The organism is Arthrobacter sp. B2a2-09, assembly GCF_027587375.1.
Classification (GTDB): Bacteria; Actinomycetota; Actinomycetes; order Actinomycetales; family Micrococcaceae; genus Arthrobacter.
In genome coordinates this window covers 111,874-128,732 of the sequence record NZ_JAMXIC010000009.1, presented here as the reverse complement: position 1 = coordinate 128,732, position 16,859 = coordinate 111,874, and the positions used below count along the sequence as shown (strand labels likewise).

At 64.2% G+C, this 16,859-nt stretch carries 18 protein-coding genes; 3 read left to right on the top strand and 15 right to left on the bottom strand.

Going from position 1 to position 16,859, the window contains the following annotated elements; translation table 11 throughout:
- Positions 1-53 precede the first annotated feature (53 nt).
- From rplT to infC, 3 genes are all read right to left on the bottom strand, one after another.
- Positions 54-584 (bottom strand): 50S ribosomal protein L20, encoded by a 531-nt coding sequence (gene rplT / locus NFJ07_RS12190; protein WP_269994655.1) that lies wholly within the window; start codon positions 582-584, stop codon positions 54-56.
- Positions 585-701: 117 nt separating this feature from the next.
- The gene (gene rpmI, locus NFJ07_RS12185; RefSeq protein WP_059387794.1) at positions 702-896 is read right to left on the bottom strand and encodes a 50S ribosomal protein L35; all 195 of its coding nucleotides are present in this window, start codon (positions 894-896) and stop codon (positions 702-704) included.
- Positions 897-1,013: 117 nt separating this feature from the next.
- A complete protein-coding gene (gene infC / locus NFJ07_RS12180; RefSeq protein WP_442865350.1) occupies positions 1,014-2,060 on the bottom strand; it encodes a translation initiation factor IF-3 in 1,047 nt (348 codons plus the stop codon).
- A 379-nt stretch (positions 2,061-2,439) separates the two neighbouring features.
- Between infC and NFJ07_RS12175 the strand changes: the two genes are divergently transcribed.
- Positions 2,440-2,826 (top strand): DUF1844 domain-containing protein, encoded by a 387-nt coding sequence (locus tag NFJ07_RS12175; RefSeq protein WP_269994650.1) that lies wholly within the window; start codon positions 2,440-2,442, stop codon positions 2,824-2,826.
- Between the two features lie 84 nt (positions 2,827-2,910).
- On the opposite strand, the gene NFJ07_RS12170 is transcribed toward NFJ07_RS12175, so the two are convergent.
- The 8 genes from NFJ07_RS12170 to NFJ07_RS12135 all read right to left on the bottom strand — a co-directional run bounded on the left by NFJ07_RS12170 (position 2,911) and on the right by NFJ07_RS12135 (position 9,149).
- Complete coding sequence (locus tag NFJ07_RS12170) at positions 2,911-4,245, bottom strand: MFS transporter (RefSeq protein WP_269994649.1); 1,335 nt, start codon at positions 4,243-4,245, stop codon at positions 2,911-2,913.
- Between the two features lie 58 nt (positions 4,246-4,303).
- On the bottom strand, positions 4,304-5,206 hold the full coding sequence (locus tag NFJ07_RS12165; protein ID WP_269994647.1) for an SseB family protein: 903 nt from the start codon (positions 5,204-5,206) through the stop codon (positions 4,304-4,306).
- Positions 5,206-5,952 carry a bifunctional 1-(5-phosphoribosyl)-5-((5-phosphoribosylamino)methylideneamino)imidazole-4-carboxamide isomerase/phosphoribosylanthranilate isomerase PriA gene (gene priA, locus NFJ07_RS12160; protein WP_059387797.1) on the bottom strand — a complete coding sequence of 249 codons (747 nt, stop codon included), beginning with the start codon at positions 5,950-5,952 and terminating at the stop codon, positions 5,206-5,208. Before priA ends, NFJ07_RS12165 begins: the two co-directional genes overlap by 1 nt.
- 45 nt (positions 5,953-5,997) lie before the next feature.
- Entirely contained in the window at positions 5,998-6,156 is a 159-nt protein-coding gene (locus tag NFJ07_RS12155) for a hypothetical protein (protein WP_172465499.1), read from the bottom strand.
- A 1-nt stretch (position 6,157) separates the two neighbouring features.
- Entirely contained in the window at positions 6,158-6,913 is a 756-nt protein-coding gene (gene hisH / locus NFJ07_RS12150; RefSeq protein ID WP_269994642.1) for an imidazole glycerol phosphate synthase subunit HisH, read from the bottom strand.
- On the bottom strand, positions 6,910-7,536 hold the full coding sequence (gene hisB / locus NFJ07_RS12145) for an imidazoleglycerol-phosphate dehydratase HisB (RefSeq protein WP_269994641.1): 627 nt from the start codon (positions 7,534-7,536) through the stop codon (positions 6,910-6,912). Before hisB ends, hisH begins: the two co-directional genes overlap by 4 nt.
- Positions 7,537-7,579: 43 nt before the next feature.
- Positions 7,580-8,698 (bottom strand): histidinol-phosphate transaminase, encoded by a 1,119-nt coding sequence (locus NFJ07_RS12140; protein ID WP_269994640.1) that lies wholly within the window; start codon positions 8,696-8,698, stop codon positions 7,580-7,582.
- A gap of 91 nt (positions 8,699-8,789) precedes the next feature.
- Positions 8,790-9,149, bottom strand: coding sequence for a LysM peptidoglycan-binding domain-containing protein (locus tag NFJ07_RS12135; RefSeq protein WP_269994638.1), 360 nt, complete (start codon positions 9,147-9,149; stop codon positions 8,790-8,792).
- 367 nt (positions 9,150-9,516) lie between these two features.
- Here NFJ07_RS12135 and lexA point away from each other — a divergent pair, with 367 nt between their 5' ends.
- Positions 9,517-10,266: a transcriptional repressor LexA gene (gene lexA, locus NFJ07_RS12130; protein WP_269994636.1), complete on the top strand. Its 750-nt coding sequence runs from the start codon at positions 9,517-9,519 to the stop codon at positions 10,264-10,266.
- A gap of 44 nt (positions 10,267-10,310) precedes the next feature.
- On the opposite strand, the gene NFJ07_RS12125 is transcribed toward lexA, so the two are convergent.
- Together NFJ07_RS12125 and hflX are read right to left on the bottom strand one after the other, a co-directional pair.
- On the bottom strand, positions 10,311-12,374 hold the full coding sequence (locus NFJ07_RS12125) for an ATP-dependent DNA helicase (RefSeq protein ID WP_269994635.1): 2,064 nt from the start codon (positions 12,372-12,374) through the stop codon (positions 10,311-10,313).
- A complete protein-coding gene (hflX, locus tag NFJ07_RS12120) occupies positions 12,367-13,929 on the bottom strand; it encodes a GTPase HflX (protein ID WP_269994634.1) in 1,563 nt (520 codons plus the stop codon). The genes NFJ07_RS12125 and hflX overlap by 8 nt, the downstream gene beginning before the upstream one ends.
- Positions 13,930-14,316: 387 nt before the next feature.
- Between hflX and NFJ07_RS12115 the strand changes: the two genes are divergently transcribed.
- Entirely contained in the window at positions 14,317-14,931 is a 615-nt protein-coding gene (locus NFJ07_RS12115; protein ID WP_269994633.1) for a class I SAM-dependent methyltransferase, read from the top strand.
- Here the strand turns inward: NFJ07_RS12115 and dapF are convergent.
- On the bottom strand, positions 14,912-15,880 hold the full coding sequence (dapF, locus tag NFJ07_RS12110) for a diaminopimelate epimerase (RefSeq protein ID WP_269994632.1): 969 nt from the start codon (positions 15,878-15,880) through the stop codon (positions 14,912-14,914). The genes NFJ07_RS12115 and dapF overlap by 20 nt on opposite strands.
- 31 nt (positions 15,881-15,911) lie before the next feature.
- Positions 15,912-16,853, bottom strand: coding sequence for a tRNA (adenosine(37)-N6)-dimethylallyltransferase MiaA (miaA, locus tag NFJ07_RS12105; protein ID WP_269994631.1), 942 nt, complete (start codon positions 16,851-16,853; stop codon positions 15,912-15,914).
- Positions 16,854-16,859 lie beyond the last annotated feature (6 nt).

Below are 16,859 nucleotides of genomic sequence, written 5' to 3'. Positions count from 1 at the left end.
ATACAGAACTTTAGTGGCAGTTGCCACTGTCCCATGAACTGAGGCTACGCGTGCTACTCAGCAGCTTCTGCGGCCGGCTTCTTCGCAGCCTTGGCCTTGGGGGCCTTGGCAGCGGGCTCTTCCTCGGAAACAGAGGCCTTGACAGCCGGAGCAGCCTTTGCAGCAGCAGAAGTCTTTGCAGCAGCCTTCGGAGCGGCCTCGGCCTTGGCGGCCGGAGCGGAGGTGTCAGCAGGCAGGGAATCCTTGGCAACCTTGACCAGAGCGGCGAAAGCGTTGGCGTCGGAAACGGCCAGCTCTGCCAGCATGCGGCGGTCAACCTCGACCTCAGCGGCCTTCAGGCCCTGGATCAGGCGGTTGTAGGTCAAGCCGTTGGCGCGGGATGCAGCGTTGATGCGCTGGATCCAGAGGCGACGGAAGTCACCCTTCTTCTTGCGGCGGTCGCCGTAGCTGTACACAAACGAGTGCAGCAGCTGCTCTTTTGCCTTGCGGTACAGGCGAGACCGCTGACCGCGGTAACCCTTGGCCCGTTCAAGGACAACCCGACGCTTCTTGTGGGCGTTTACCGCCCGCTTCACACGTGCCACGTGCGTACTCCTTCAAAATTCTTATCCCAAGCTGCTACTGCCGGAAACCCGGCCGGCCTGAGAAGGCTTTGGTGTAGTCGGCGGCTACCGGATGGCAGCAACCAGAAAACTTGGAACTTAGACGCCGAGCATCTTCTTGATGACCTTGGCATCGCCCTTGAAGACGATCTTGTCGCCGGCAAGGCGACGGGTCAGGGTGGAGGACTTGTGCTCCAGGTAGTGGCGGCGGTTGGCCTGCTGACGCTTCAGCTTGCCGGTACCGGTCAGCTTGAAGCGCTTCTTAGCACCACTGTGGGTCTTCATCTTCGGCATGGGAACCGATCTCCTTACGTGTCCGCAGACTAGGTCTGCAGTTCTTTCGTGCAGCCACCCCATAGGGGGCGGCTGCTGCTTTCGTGCCGGGCGGAGGGGATGCCTCCTGCGGCGTGACTAGTTGGTCTTGCGTGCCGCTGGCTTCGGAGCGGCCTTGGGGGCTGCCGGCCGAGCTGCAGGCTTCGGAACCGCGGGCTTCGCCATCGGTTTCGGTACTGGTGTAGCAGCAGGCTTGGGGACAGCCGGTACAACAGGCTTCGGAGCTGCCTGCACCGGAACCTTTGCCGGCGCCGGCGCGGCAACCGGAGCTGCTTCAACCACGGGAGCCTTTTCGACAACCGGAGCTGCTTCAACCACAGGAGCCTTTTCGACAACCGGAGCTGCTTCAACCACAGGAGCCTCTTCGACAACCGGAGCCGCTTCAACCACAGGAGCCTCTTCGACGGCAACCGTTTCCTCAGCGACCGGAGCCTCTTCGGTTTCAGCAGCCTCCGCCTCAACGGTCTCCGGCGTGGTTTCCTCAGCCTGGGTTTCCTCAACTTGGGTGAAGAGATCCGCCGGGAGCAAGTCCGCGAGTGACTGGGTCAAGGGAGCATCCTCGCCTGAAACGTCAATCCGGCCTGCAGCCTTGGCTTCATTCTGGGCTTTGGCTTCTGCACGCTGCGCCGCACGGCGGGCTTCGGCCTTGGCCTCAGCCTTGTTCTTCAACGGACCAATCACCATGACCATGTTGCGGCCATCAATACGCGGGCTGGACTCAATCACGCCAACTTCGGCAACGTCCTCAGCGAAGCGCTGCAACAGGCGGATGCCCATTTCAGGGCGCTGCTGCTCACGTCCACGGAACTGGATCATGGCCTTTACCTTGTCACCGGCACCCAGGAAGCGAAGCGCGTGGCCGCGCTTGGTCTCGTAGTCGTGGGTATCGATCTTCAGGCGGAAGCGGATTTCCTTCAGAACCGTGTTGGTCTGGTTCTTGCGGGCCTCACGGGCTTTAACAGCGGCTTCGTACTTGTACTTGCCGAAGTCCATCAGCTTGCACACCGGAGGCTTCGCCTGCGGTGCAACTTCAACGAGATCCAGGTCAGCCTCGGCAGCCAGACGCAGGGCGTCCTCAATACGGACGATTCCAACCTGTTCGCCGGCAGGGCCGACCAAACGCACCTCGGGGACGCGGATACGCTCATTGATTCTTGGCTCGCTAATGTCAAAGCTCCTGTTGTTGTGATGAGTATTCCACCGGCAAATAGAGAAGGCCCCCAATTGCTGGCGCAATCGAAGGCCTCGAAAGATCGGAAACGGCCCCTCGATGGGGGCGTTCGCACCATCCAAGGCTGACCTTGAACGGTGTCCGACCAGGTACCCGGCAACTTACATCCCCGAAGGGAAACGGCTGACGCGGGTGGGAGAGAACTCCGCTTGCAAACTGAAAATCAATTCTACAGAAATCGGCAACCAACCGCACATTAACGATGGGTGGCCGAGCGCTGCGTATGCCATGGAAAATGGCAACTTCCAGTCGGTCTGTGACAAGCTTACCAGCATGAGCACTTCAGACAGCAATTCCCTCGACCACGAGCCCACCGGCACTGACGCCGGAGTAAGCCAGCAGATCCGCGACATTTCGGAAGTTCCGGCTGTTGAGGTCATCACCACCGGCGCCGTTCACCTCATGAGCGCAGCGGCCGTCAAGGTGGGCTTGGCCGACGACCCCCAGGCCGAGGAGCTCAAGGACCTGGACGAAGCCCGCAAACTGATCACCGCTTTGGCCGGGCTGGTCACCGCCGCAGCACCGGAAATCGGTTCGCAGCACGCCGGCCCCTTGCGCGATGGCCTCCGCTCCCTGCAGCTTGCGTTCCGCGAAGCTTCCCTGATCCCGGACGAGCCGGGCAAGGGCCCGGGCGAAAAGTTCACCGGCCCGGTCAACTGACCCGGACCCACCTGTTCGACCGCGACGGCGGGTTGGCCTCCTGGCCAGCCCGCCGTCGTCGTACTCTGGCGACTTAGGCGCAATTCAGTTAGCGGGATCCCCCGCGCCGGCCTGGGTGATGGTCATGATCCGGCGCCGACGCAGCTGGAGGAACAGCCCGGCAAGGCACAGCACCACTCCCGCCGTCCCAATGGCGACGAAGCCGGCCCATGGCCCCACGCCGTCGATAAAGAGCCCCGCGACCGGCGAACCGAAGGCCACGCCTGCCGTGAGGGCCGAGCCATACCAGCCCATTGCCTCGCCGCGCCGGTCCTCCTCCACGATGTTGGCGACTTTTTCCGTAGCCGCGGACAACACTGGCGCGCAAAGCAGACCGGGAAGCAGGGACAACAAGGCAAGGGTCCAGGTGTCCCCGGCGAAGCCCATCGGGATGGTCAGGGCCGCCATGCCCAGCAGGAGCAGGATGGGTGAGACGGGCCGGTGCATGGCGCCGTAGATGAGCCCGCCAACTACCGAAGAGGCGCACCAGAAGAAGAAGACAATCCCGATCTCGCTCTCGTGCCCGCCGCGCTGCAACACCGCGACGATTCCGACGTCGGTACCGCTCAACACCATGCCGGATCCTGCGGCGACGGCGAACACGGCGGCTACCGCCGCAGTGAACCAAGTGAAGTTCCTGGCCATCTTTCCGCGCAGCCCGGAAGCTTGCGAAACCGTCGGAGCCATCTCTGAAGCGGCTTCCTGGAGATGGGCTGGCGCCGATGCCACCACCGCGGCTTCGGCCGCATGGAGCTCATCGGCATCCCGTTCGGCCGTCTGGCCGGCATCCAGGACGCCTTCGCTGCGGGTGGGCGGGTTGAACCACAGAAGGAAGAGCCCGGCGGCCGAAGTGCACACACCCACGATGGTCAGGCCCAGGACCGTGAACCCGCTGGTAGCCACGACTGCGCCCACCGCGGGGCCGATCATGAAGACCACTTCGGTGCCAATGGAGTCCAAAGCATAGGCCGAACGCCGTTGCTCGCCATCGACCAGCACACCGAGGGATTGCCGGATGACGCTGAAGATCGGCAGCGTCAGAAGGCCCCCGACGAAGACGAGCGGAAGGATCCATTCGTAGCTGACGTGCGGCACCACAGACCAGATCACCAGTTCCGACACCACCGAAGGAATAAGCGCCTTGCGCAGGCCGACAGTGTCCACGCGCCGCCCTCGCCACGGAGCGCCAATCGCGATGCCGATGGTGAATACCGCGGCGGCAGCACCGGCGGCGGCATATCCCTTGCCCAAGGTCAGGACGATATGCAAGGTGAGCAGGACTCCCGCTGCCGAGTGCGGTATGCGGGCCACCATGCCCACCAGCAAGAGACGCCGCGCGGACGTAATGGACAGCGTCTCCCGGTAGAGAGAGAAATTCACGAGCTACATCCTCTGTTCTGCCGAGGGCAGGACAAGGACGTTCCCCCTGTGCCTTCGGCTACTGTGCCGCCCGCTGCAGGCTGACTTCGATCGAGTCAACCCGCTCGGCGAACAATTCGTTCTGCGCCCAATGTCCGTTCAGCCCGGAGACGAGATCCTGCACCGCGGCGGCGTCCAGGCCGTCTTCGAGGTACAGCACGACGCGCAGTTCAGGCCCGGGTCCCCCGCCGGCCATGGCCGATCCGTCAGCCGTGCGCGAAGCCATCCCCGATCCTGGCCGCACCTCCAGGCGCCGCACGGCCGGGTACATCCCTGCCAAGGAATTGAGAGCAGACTCCAGTTCATCATCAAGGTACGACGGCGTCCAGTCGCGCTGCTGTGCCAGTGACCACATGGCAGGCCGGCGCACAACGAAGGTGACATCCGAACCGGGATCCAGGACGAGCAACTGGGCTCCCTCCGAAACGGCAGACAGCGCCGCCCGTGCCGCATAAACGGCTACGGGACGAGCCTGCGGATGCCAGGCTTCCAGGGCGGCAGCCGAGGTGAACACAGGCATGGCCGTACGGCCATCCGGCGCTTTCAGTGTCACGAGCGCCATGTCGGCCTGCTTGTCGGCATGGAGGCCATCCACACCTTCGGCTTCCTCGGCGAGCTGGGCCACCACCGGGACAAAGACCCTGGCCGTTGCCAGCGAAGCCACCACCCCGGCCTCGCTCCCAGTACCGGCGAGCAGGGCCGCGACGGCGGCGAGGTACCCGGCGTCGGCCGTTCCGTCGTCGTCCTCGAAATTATGGATCTTGGCGGCGTCTCCGCTCAGGTCGCGGCCCGCCCAGGGCTGGCCGGCAGAATCGCCTGCGCCCCCGGCACCCGCCAGGGCCGCAGCGATGTGCCCGGGCAACTGCCGGGGGGCAGGAGTTGAAGCTTTGTCAGCAGCCAGGGACTGTGGATCCTGCGACATCAGCGGCGGCCGGCGACGTCCAGGGCTTCCGGAAGCGTGAAGGCGCCGGCGTACAGAGCCTTGCCGACGATCGCTCCTTCGACCCCGAGCGGTACGAGTTCCCGCAGCACGCGCAGGTCCTCGAGGCTGGAGATGCCGCCCGACGCAACTACCGGTTTGCCGGTCTTTTCCACCATCTGGCGCAACAGCTCGACGTTGGGACCTTGTAGCGTTCCGTCCTTCGTGACGTCTGTGACCACGTAACGGGCGCAGCCGGCGTCCTCAAGGCGAGCCAGTACCTCCCAGAGGTCCCCGCCCTCCTTGGTCCAGCCCCGGCCCGCGAGCGTTGTGCCGCGGACGTCGAGCCCGACGGCGATCTTGTCACCGAAGCGGTCGATGGCCCGGCGGGTCCATTCCGGGTTCTCCAAGGCGGCGGTCCCGAGGTTCACGCGGGCGACGCCGAGCTCAAGTGCGCGCTCGAGGGATTCGTCGTCGCGCAGTCCGCCGGACAGCTCAACCTTGACGTTCAGCTGCGAGACGACCTCGCTGATCAGGCCGGCGTTGTTGCCGCGGCCGAAAGCAGCGTCGAGGTCTACCATGTGCACCCACTCGGCTCCCGCGTTCTGCCAGTTCAGTGCTGCTTCCAGCGGGGTGCCGTAACTGGTCTCGGAGCCGGCTTCTCCCTGAAGGAGGCGGACGGCCTGCCCGTCCACGATGTCGACGGCGGGCAGGAGTTCCAGAACGGGCAGTTCGGAGGCGGTGGTCATTGAAGTCCTCGGTGTTGTGGGGACGGGCGTCAGTTGCCCGGCAAGTTATTTGGCAGGCAAAGTGAAGAGGTAGGCAGCCAGCAGTGCCAGGCCAGCCAGTACGTAGAACGAAATGGAGACCCAGGCGGGACGCTTCTGCTGGTGGAAGGAGATTCCGCCGCCAACTAGCAACCCGGCCGCGCCCATGAAGATAACGGACCACATATTAGGCAGCGCCTCCGGCCTCGGTCGCCTGCGACTGGGGTTTTGACTGCGGACGCAGGCTTTCAACCCAGTTGCGCAAGAGCCGCGCTCCGGCGTCGCCCGACTTCTCGGGGTGGAATTGCGTGGCGCACAACGGACCGTTCTCCACGGCGGCGATGAAGGGAGCACCGTGCTCGGACCAGGTCACCTTCGGCGGGGCCATGCGGGGCTGGACGACGTCGAATTCCCACTTCTGCACGCCGTACGAGTGCACAAAGTAGAAGCGTTCGTGCTCGACGCCGGCGAACAGCTTTGAGCCTTCCGGCACGTCCACGGTGTTCCAGCCCATGTGCGGGACAACCGATGCAGGGAGGAGTTCCACCTTGCCGGGCCACTCGCCCATGCCTTCGGCCTCGGTTCCGTGTTCCACTCCGGCCTCGAACAACACCTGGAGCCCAACGCAAATGCCCAGGACGGGCCGGCCCCCGGCAACACGACGGCCGATCATCCGGATGGCGTCGACTGCCTTGAGTTCGCGCATCACTGTTTCGAAGGCGCCAACGCCAGGGACCAGGAGGCCATCAGCGTTCAGGACGTCTTCAGGCTTGGCGCTCAACGTGACTGCCGCTCCGGCACGCTCAAGCGCCCGGACCGCCGAGCGGACATTGCCCGAGCCGTAGTCCAGGACCGTTACGGTCGGCTTGCCTTCAGGCGAGACAATACGGCTGGCAGCATTTGGATCCACCACGGCGCCATCTTTGAGGATGTGCGTACTCACAAGGCACCCTTGGTGGAAGGGATGCCTTCGACACGGGGGTCTGACTCGACAGCGGAACGGAGCGCACGGGCGAAGGCCTTGAACTGGGCCTCCACGATGTGGTGCGGATCCCGGCCAGCCAGGACATTCATGTGGAGGCAGATGCCGGCATGCAGGGTAATCGCCTCGAAGACGTGGCGGGTCAGCGAACCGGTGAAGTGTCCACCGATCAGGTGGTACTCCTGGCCAGCGGGCTCACCGCCGTGGACCAGGTAAGGGCGCCCGGAAACGTCGACGACAGCGTGGGCCAACGCTTCATCCAAAGGAACGGTGGCCTCACCGAAGCGACGGATACCCGCCTTGTTACCCAAGGCGATGCGCAGGACCTCGCCGAAGGTGATGGCAACGTCCTCCACGGTGTGGTGGGCGTCGATGTGGGTGTCTCCGGTCGCCTTGACGGTCATGTCGATGAGCGAATGCTTGCAGAGCGCCGTCAGCATGTGGTCATAGAACGGCACCGAAGTGCTGATATCCGAGACTCCCGAGCCGTCGAGGTTGATTTCAACCAGGACGGAGGACTCGCTGGTGGTGCGTTCCATGCGTGCTGTCCGGGCGGCCGCCGTGCTGGCGCCGTTTTCGCTCATTGATATGTCCTTAGGAGGAAGGAGTGTTGGGACTTGTTCAAGTCTAGGCCGGTGCGGAGGCCTGGCCGTCCAGCAAGGCTTCAAGCGCCTCAAGGAAGGCCGTGGTCTCCGGCTCTGTGCCGGCGGTGACGCGGAGGTGGCCCGGTATGCCGACGTCGCGGATCAGGACTCCGCGCTCCAGCAGGCCTTGCCACAAGGCGTGGGGGTTTTCAATGCCGCCGAAGAACACATAGTTGGAATCGGAGGCTGACGGCTTGAGCCCCATGCGGGTCAACTCGCTGACAATGCGATCGCGCTGGACCTTGATGTCTTCGACGTCGGCCATGAGGGCCTCGCGGTGCCGGAGGGCGGCCAACGCGGTTGCCTGGGTGATGGCGGAGAGGTGGTACGGAAGGCGGACCAGACGGATCGCATCGGCGACCTCGGGGGCAGCTGCCATATAGCCGATGCGCGCACCGGCGAGGGCGAAGGCCTTGCTCATGGTCCTGGAGACAATAAGGCGTTCCCGGCCAGGGAGGAGCGTCAACGCACTTGGCGTGTTGTCGTGGGCGAACTCGTGGTATGCCTCGTCCACGATCACCACCGTCTGGCTCGCCTCGCCGGCCTCGTAAACGGCTTCGACAACGTCCAGGCCAAGTCCCGTGCCGGTGGGGTTGTTCGGGGAGCAGAGGAATACGACATTCGGCTTGAGTTCACGAACCTGCGCGGCGGCCGAGACTGCATCGAGTCCATAGTCCTCAGCGCGAACTCCCGCGACGTATGCAGTGTCCGTTCCGCTGGCCAGCAGAGGGTACATGGAGTACGTGGGCGGGAAACCGAGCGCGGTCCGGCCCGGGCCACCGAAAACCTGGAGGATCTGCTGCAGCACTTCATTGGAGCCGTTGGCTGCCCAGATGTTCTCGGCCGCAAGGCCGTGGCCGAGGTATTCCGCAAGGGCCTCGCGCAGTTCGGTGAACTCTCGGTCCGGATAGCGGTTCAGTCCGGTGGCGGCGGCCGCTACCGCTTCGGTGATGGCCGCCTGGACGTCGGCTGGTACGCCATGCGTGTTTTCGTTGACGTTGAGCAAGATCGGAACATCAAGCTGCGGCGCGCCATACGGGCTCAGGCCGCGGAGGTTGGTCCGGAGGGGAAGTCGGTCAAGTCGCTCAAGCTGGTCACTCACCATGACAGTTTAAGGTGCAGCGGTGGATGCCCTGAAACTGTGACGGCCCGGCGCTCGATCAGGGGACCTGCCAGCCCGGTCAGAGTTGCGGTCAGGTGGCAGGAATGAACAGTTGCTGGCCCGGCACGATGTGGCCGTCCTGGAGGTTGTTCAGCTGGATAATCTCGGCAACGACGTCGCGTGGATCCCGGGAAGGTGCAGCAATTCCCGCAATCCCCCACAATGACTGGCCCGTTTGGACGGTGACGCTCGTACTGGAGGTGGGCTGCAGCTCGGCGGCGGAATCAGCAGCCTTGGCTGGCGAATTCAGGAAGCCCGCCAGGCTGAGCAGCGCTGCAACCAAGAGCATTGCTGGAACGCCGAAGAAGACCATGCGGCCCCTGCGGGTCAGGCGAAGCCGGCCCGGTGCCACAGTGCGGCCGGGCGTGTGGGTGATGGTGATTGCGGACATGAGCTGAGCCCTTCTGAACAATGCCGCGGTCCGGAATCTCTGGGTGCGGCTGCCAATTCTTGCCTTCAGTCAGTGCTTGCGGGGCGGCTATTCGTCGATCTGTTCGAATGATTCGAACGAACATCCGGACCCCGCAGTATTTTTATAGAACACATATTCGAACCTTGCTATGACATTTTTAGCACTTATCAACGAACGATGTCGAGACTCGCTAGAACAAATGTTTGATAAACGCCTGCGCCTGCCCTACGTTTGAGTGAAGGAACGAGCACTGAATCAGTGCAACAGGAGGGTCTGACATTTCAGGCCGACAGTCCCGGCAAGAGCCTCAGGGCAGCACGGGCGGAACGGAAGGGCGTTGGCGAACATGGCAGCGAAAGCCACTGGCAGTGGGTCGGCCTCATCGCGGAGCCAGCAGCCGCAGAAGGCCCCCAAGAGCCTGACCGTCCGCCAGAAGAAAATCCTGGAGACCATCCAACGTTCAGTGAACGATCATGGCTATCCGCCGTCGATGCGCGAAATCGGGGACACCGTTGGCCTGGCCAGCCTGTCCAGCGTCACGCACCAGTTGTCACAGCTCGAGAAGCTCGGCTACCTTCGCCGCGATCCCAAGCGCCCGCGTGCAATGGAAGTCCTCATGCCATTGACCCTGGACGGCGGCTCCGTCATCCCCGGCGTTGAAGCGCCGGGGAAACTCCGCAGCGCCGGCGGCCTGGCCGTCACGGAGCTCGCGAGTGCCAGTGACACGGCCATGGTTCCCCTCGTAGGGCGGATTGCTGCCGGTGGACCCATCCTGGCGGACCAGACGGTTGAAGACGTCCTGCCGCTGCCCCGCCAGTTGGTAGGCCATGGCGAGCTCTTCATGCTGAAGGTCGCCGGTGATTCCATGATCGACGCCGCAATCTGCGATGGAGACTGGGTGGTGGTACGGCGGCAAAACGACGCACTCAACGGCGACATCGTGGCCGCACTCCTGGACGACGAAGCCACCGTCAAGACCTTCAGGCAGCGTGACGGACACACGTGGCTGCTCCCCCAGAACACCCAGTACGAGCCCATCCTGGGCGACCATGCCACCATCATGGGCAAGGTCGTCTCGGTCCTGCGCTCGCTTTAAGAACCGCTCACTTTAGGACGCGCTCGCTTTAGGACAAGCTCGCTTCAAGCCTTGGCTGATTCGGCGTAAAGCCGTTCGAGCGCACCGCGCACCACTGAACGGTCCGTGGTAGGCCAGAATGGCGGCAACGCTGCCCGGAGGAAGTTGCCGTAGCGCTCCGTCGATAGCCTTGAATCCAGCACTGCCACGACGCCCTTGTCTCCCGTTGAGCGGATGAGACGGCCGGCCCCTTGGGCTAGGCGGATGGCCGCGTGCGTGGCCGAAACTGCCATGAAACCGTTGCCTCCGGCCTGCGCCACCGCGCGGGACCGTGCCGTCATCAAAGGATCGTCCGGACGAGGGAACGGGATCCGATCAATCACTACAAGCCGGCATGAACCACCCGGAACGTCAACGCCCTGCCAGAGGGACATGGTGCCGAACAGGCACGTGTCTTCCTCCTCGGCAAACTGCCTGACCAACGCGGACATGGTCGATTCGCCCTGGCACAGGATGTCCACGTCCAAGCGTGAGCGCATCGCTTCCGCGGCGTCCTCCGCTGCACGTCGGGAAGAAAAGAGGCACAAGGCTCCGCCATGGGAGGCCTTGATGAGCTCTTCAAGTTCGTCAAGCGCTTCGGGCGAGGTGCCGCGCCCCGGCTTGGGCAGGTGCTTCGCGACGTACAGCATGCCCTGCTTCGGGTAGTCGAAGGGCGAGCCCACATCCACGCCAGTCCAGCTGGGGGCGCCTTGGCCAGTCAGGCCCAACCCTCCGGCCGTGGCATCGAATGCAGAGCCAATAGCCAACGTTGCAGAGGTCAACACCACGGTATGGCCCGCGAAGAGCCCTTCCCGGAGCCGTCCGGCAACGCTGAGCGGCGCGATATTGATGAGCGCAGGCGAATCCTCGTCAGGCGCCGTGTAGCCCTGCTGCGGATCAAAGGTACTGTTCCGGGAGAGCCACACGACTTCCCGGTTTTCCCGGGCCGAGAGCAGCCGTTCGCACAGCTCAAGGATCAACATCAGCCGTGAGCGCGCGAGCTGGCGTCCGCCGTCGACCGCGTTGGACGAATCCCCCTTCGAATCGGAAAGCGCCGCCCGGCAGGCTTCGCGGAGCTGGTCCACGCAATCAAGTTGTTCATCATTGAGCCCGTTAGGCAGGAGGCCGGAAGGCGCACCGATGATCGCGAGTTCCAAGCGGTCCGCGGCGCCGTTTAGTGCGTCCACGGTGATGGCCGTGTGTTTGCGGGCGCTGGAGGCCGCGGCATGGATCATCGCCACGGACAGCTGCCCGGACACAGCACCGGTCACGCGGTCCTGGAGCTCGTGGGCCTCATCTACCACGACGACGTCGTATTCGGGCAGCACTGCCAGGCCTTCGAAGGCGCTGACCGCGAGCATCGCGTGGTTGGTGACCACGACGTCGGACTCGGCGGCACGGTGGCGGGCCAGCTCGCTGAAGCATTCCTCCGCCATCGGACACTTCTGCGCCCCGAGGCACTCCATTGACGTGACGGATACCTGGCGCCAGGCCCGGTCCGTCACGCCCGGCATGAGTTCGTCCCGGTCTCCCGTCGCGGTCTTCCCGGCCCACTCACGCAGCCGCACGACTTCCTTGCCGAGCTGCGAGGCCGGCCCGCCGATAGCTGCGGCGAGATGCGGAACGCTGGTGTCCTCGCCGAGGGAGAACAACTGCCCCTCAGCAGGCTCCTCGCTGGGGAAACCGCCCTCCAGCTTGTGCCGGCACACATAGTTGGCCCGGCCCTTGACCAGCGCGATGCTGACCGGGCGCTCCAGCTCCGGATTGATGGTTTCCAGGAGCCGGGGTAAATCGCGGCTCACGATCTGAGTCTGCAGGGCGAGCGTGGCCGTGGACACGAGCGTAGGCTTGTTGCTCTCCATCGCGTGCGCAATCAGCGGAATCAAGTACGCGAGGGACTTGCCCGTGCCCGTGCCTGCCTGGACCAGGAGGTGTTCTCCGGTCTCGATCGCCCGTGCCACCTGCCTGGCCATCTGGTGTTGGCCCATTCGGTTTTGGCCGCCCATACCGGAAACGGCTTTGTCCAGGAGTTCGAGGGCGGTCCGTTCCCCCACGGTTCCGCCGCGCTCCCCCGCCTCTGGATCACCCATTGCTGACGAACGACTCCAACTCGGCTGCCAGGTTCTCATGGACCATGGCCACCACGCGGGTGCCCTCCTCCTCGTGTTCAAGGCTGAGGATTTCGGCGTCAGTGTTGTGCAGTTTGTTGATGAGCTCGCCCCGGTTGTACGGAATCAGCACCTCAAGGCGCACACCAGGACGCGGAATAGCCTCGCTGATGGCTCCGAGGAGCTCGGCAATACCCTGTCCTGTGCGGGTGGACACGACGACGTGGCGGGGCTCTTTCTGCTTGAGGCGCTCCACGACAAACGGATCCGCGGCGTCCGCCTTGTTCAGGACAATGATTTCCGGGATCTTCCGGGCATCCACTTCGCTGAACACCGCGCGGACGGCCGCGATCTGGCCTTCCGGATCGGGATGCGAAACGTCCACCACATGGAGGATCAGATCGGCGTCGGCCACCTCTTCCAGCGTTGAGCGGAAAGCCTCAACGAGCTGGGTGGGCATCGAACGCACGAAACCGACCGTGTCCGAGAGCGTGTAGCCGATCCCGTCAGGAGTCTGGGCCTTCCGGACCGTGGGATCCAGGGTGGCGAACAACGCGTTCTCCACGAGGACACCGGCATCCGTCAGGCGATTGAGCAGTGACGACTTTCCGGCGTTCGTGTAACCGGCGATGGCGACCGAAGGAACTGCATTACGACGGCGGTTGGCCCGCTTGGTCTCGCGCGATGGCTTCATCGCGGCGATTTCACGCCGAAGCTTTGCCATGCGCGTGCGGATTCGACGGCGGTCCAGTTCGATCTTGGTTTCACCAGGACCACGGGAACCCATGCCTGCGCCGGCACCACCCACCTGGCCACCGGCCTGGCGGGACATTGAATCGCCCCAACCACGCAGGCGCGGCAACAGGTATTCCAGCTGTGCCAGCTCAACCTGGGCCTTGCCCTCGCGGCTCTTGGCATGCTGCGCGAAGATGTCGAGGATCAACGTGGTGCGGTCCACCACCTTGACCTTGACGATGTCCTCGAGGCCGCGCCGCTGGGACGGCGCCAGTTCGGCGTCGACCACCACGGTGTCGGCGCCGGTGGACATCACGATGTCCTTGAGCTCCATGGCTTTGCCTGAGCCAAGGAATGTGCCGGGGTCCGGTTTCATGCGGCGCTGGACGATGCCATCCAGGACCTCCGAGCCGGCTGTTTCGGCCAGCGCGGCAAGTTCCCTCAGGGAATTCTCGGCGTCGGCCAGGGTGCCTTCAGTCCAAAGGCCTGCCAGCACGACGCGCTCTAGGCGCAACTGCCGGTATTCGACCTCGGTGACATCTTCAAGTTCCGTGGACAGGCCCGCAGTGCGGCGCAGGGCCCGGCGCTCGGCCAGATCCTCTTGATCGCCGTCGTAGATGCTGTGTTCTTCGTCGAGGCGGGAAATTGCCTGGGCCTTGCCAAACACGCCCTTGGGTTCGTCGCGGTCCTGAATTATGGCAGGTGCGTCCTTGGAGAGAATCCGGTCGATGACAGCCTGGATTTCTTCAGGACTCATGTCCTGGGCGTCGGAATCGGGTCCGGTGTTCTTCTGCGTGGTCATGGTCTCCTTTAGGGGTTCGGCATTTCCAGAATAGTGCCGATTTGGGTCTTGTGGCGCGGAATTCGCGCAGGGCTGATGCCTGGCAAGGCTCTGCCGATGGTCTGGGATCTCCCTCCGGGGCGGCTGCGCGGATTGCGTGCACAGATCCCGGGACGGGAGGGGGACGATCTGCTGAGTGTCCAGGCGTCAAAAAGCAGCGTCTGGAACGGACATGCCAAGGCGGAATGGCGCTGCAAATGAAGCAGGCCTGCGTCGCGGGCGGTGCCGGCTACTCAAAGATCAAGAACATGCGCACCAGATTATCAGACCCCGTCAAGCCCGGGTTGAGCCGGTATGGAGCAGTGTGCGGTTTCCTTTGCCCGCCGCTGGCCACTAATCTGGCAAGCTATGGAGTCTGCTCACTATTTCAGCGCACAACCCGCGGGGCCGTTCACCCGCAAGCCCCTCACGGTGGAACTGGCCGGCGCGACCCGCCGGCTCCAGACATCGGGCGGCATCTTCAGCCCCGACGGGATCGACAAGGGAACAGCGATCCTGCTCTCCGAGGTTCCACCGCCGGCCCCGCAGGGAAACCTGCTGGACATCGGCTGCGGCTGGGGTCCCATAGCGTTGACGATGGGGCTCATGGCTCCGCACGCGCGGGTCCACGCCGTTGATGTCAACGAGCGCTGCGTCACTTTGACCAACGAGAACGCCGCCCTGCTGGAGCTCGGGAATGTCACGGCGAGCCTGCCCGACGACGTCGACCCCGCCGTGACGTTCGACACTATCTGGTCAAACCCGCCCATCCGCATCGGCAAGGATGAACTCCACAATCTGCTGCTCACGTGGCTGCCGAGGCTCGCTCCGGGTGGAAACGCCTGGCTTGTGGTGCAGAAAAACCTCGGGGCGGACTCGCTTCAGCGCTGGCTGGCCGATACCCTCGACGGTTCCTTCTCGGTATCCCGGGAAAGTACGTCGAAATCCTTCCGCGTCCTGCGGATCAGGAAAGGGTCCCGCTAGCAACAATCACGGCGGGGCCGCTGAGCTCCACGTGTTCACGGCCGCTCTCGCCCGGGAAGAACCGCACACCGACGACGCCGCCCGGCACCTTGACGCGCCACGAGTCGGGAGCGCCTTCCCCGGCCCAGTGGCGGATGGCGACGGCGGCCGCGCAGGCACCCGTGCCGCACGATTGGGTCTCGCCAACGCCGCGTTCGTGGACGCGCATCGTGATGTTGCCTACGCCTTCGTGAACGAGGGGCTCCGCGGGAACCACGAATTCGACGTTGGTGCCGTTGGCTGGCTTGGGATCCACGACGGGCGCCTTGAAGAGCTGCGTGGATTTGAGCTCTGAAAGCTCGGCTAATGCGACCACAGTGTGCGGATTGCCCATGCTGACAGAGAGGGCAGGCCGGGCGACTTCCAGTCCGTCGGCGCTGACGAGGGAGTCCATCGCCTTGCTGGTGGCATCTTTGGGGAAAATGAACTCCCAAGGGCCCATGTCCACCGCATAGCCGTCAGTGGTCCGGACAATCTTCTTGATGCCGCCGCGCGTCCCGATGGTCAGGGATTCACCGACGTCGAGCGTGACAAGACCCTGCTCGATCAGGAAATGGACGAAGACTCGGACGCCGTTGCCGCACATCTCGGACAGCGAGCCGTCGCCGTTGCGGTAATCCATGAACCATTCGGCGTCGGAGTCCGCTTCGAGAAGCTGGAGGCCTTCGGGCAGGAACCGTGAAGGGACGGCTCGGATGAGACCGTCCCCGCCGATGCCCAAGTGGCGGTCACAAAGCGCTGCGACCTGCTCCGGAGAGATCTGGTGCGCGTCTTCGGGGTCCGCAATGAGGACGAAGTCGTTGCCCGTACCGTGCCCCTTGGAGAAGGCCAGCCCGTGAAGACCGGAGGCGGGTACGGCACCGCCGGCAGCGGCAGGCTGCGGGGCGGAAAATGCAAGGGTTTCATCCATGGCTCAAGGCTACCTGCACTAGGGGTTGCGCCTAAATCACCGACGCCGGGCTTGCACAGATTTCTGCCGCTTTGGCCACCAAATCCGGGTCCTGCCAGTCAAGCCAGTGGATCCGCGGGTCGGCCCGGAACCAGGTGAGCTGGCGCCGGGCGAATTGCCGGGTGGCCACGATGGTTTCTTCGGCCGCGGTTTCCGTATCGGATTCGCCATCGAGGACCCTCAGGAACTGGGCGTATCCCAGCGCCCGCGATGCCGTCTTGCCTTGTCGTAGTCCGGCGGCGTCCAACCGCTCCACCTCTTCAAGAAGTCCTGCGTCGACCATCCCCAGGACGCGCTGGGCCAAACGCTCGCGCAGTACTCCGCGGTCGACGTCGAGGCCTATCTGCACGGCCGGCTGGAAGTACTCGCGCTTCGGCATGAAGGAGCTGAACGGGCGCCCGGTGAGCTCGAAGACTTCCAGCGCGCGGATGACGCGGCGGGCGTCACCTAGCCTGCCCGCGGAAACGGGGTCGACGCGTTGCAGGCGTTCCTGGAGGCCTGGAAGACCGGAGGTTTCGTGCTCCTGCTCAAGCCGTTGCCGTACGCCAGGGTCCGTGCCGGGAAATTCCAGGACATCCAACGCTGCCCGGACGTAAAGGCCGGAGCCGCCCACCAGGATTGCACGCTTGCCGCGGCCATGAATATCGCGGATGGCGGCCCGGCAGTCGGCCTGGAACGCGGAGACACTGGCTTCTTCGGTGACATCCATGGTGTCCAGGAGGTGGTGGGGCACTCCCCTGCGTTCAGCGACGCTGATCTTGGCGGTGCCGATATCCATGCCACGGTAAAACTGCATGGCATCGGCGTTGATGATCTCTCCCTCCAGCGCGAGGGCAAGGTGGACGGCGAGATCGGACTTGCCGGAACCGGTGGGGCCGACGACGGCGATCACGGGCGGATTCGGATCAGCTGATCCGGCCGGAACTGCTGTCATGCCGAG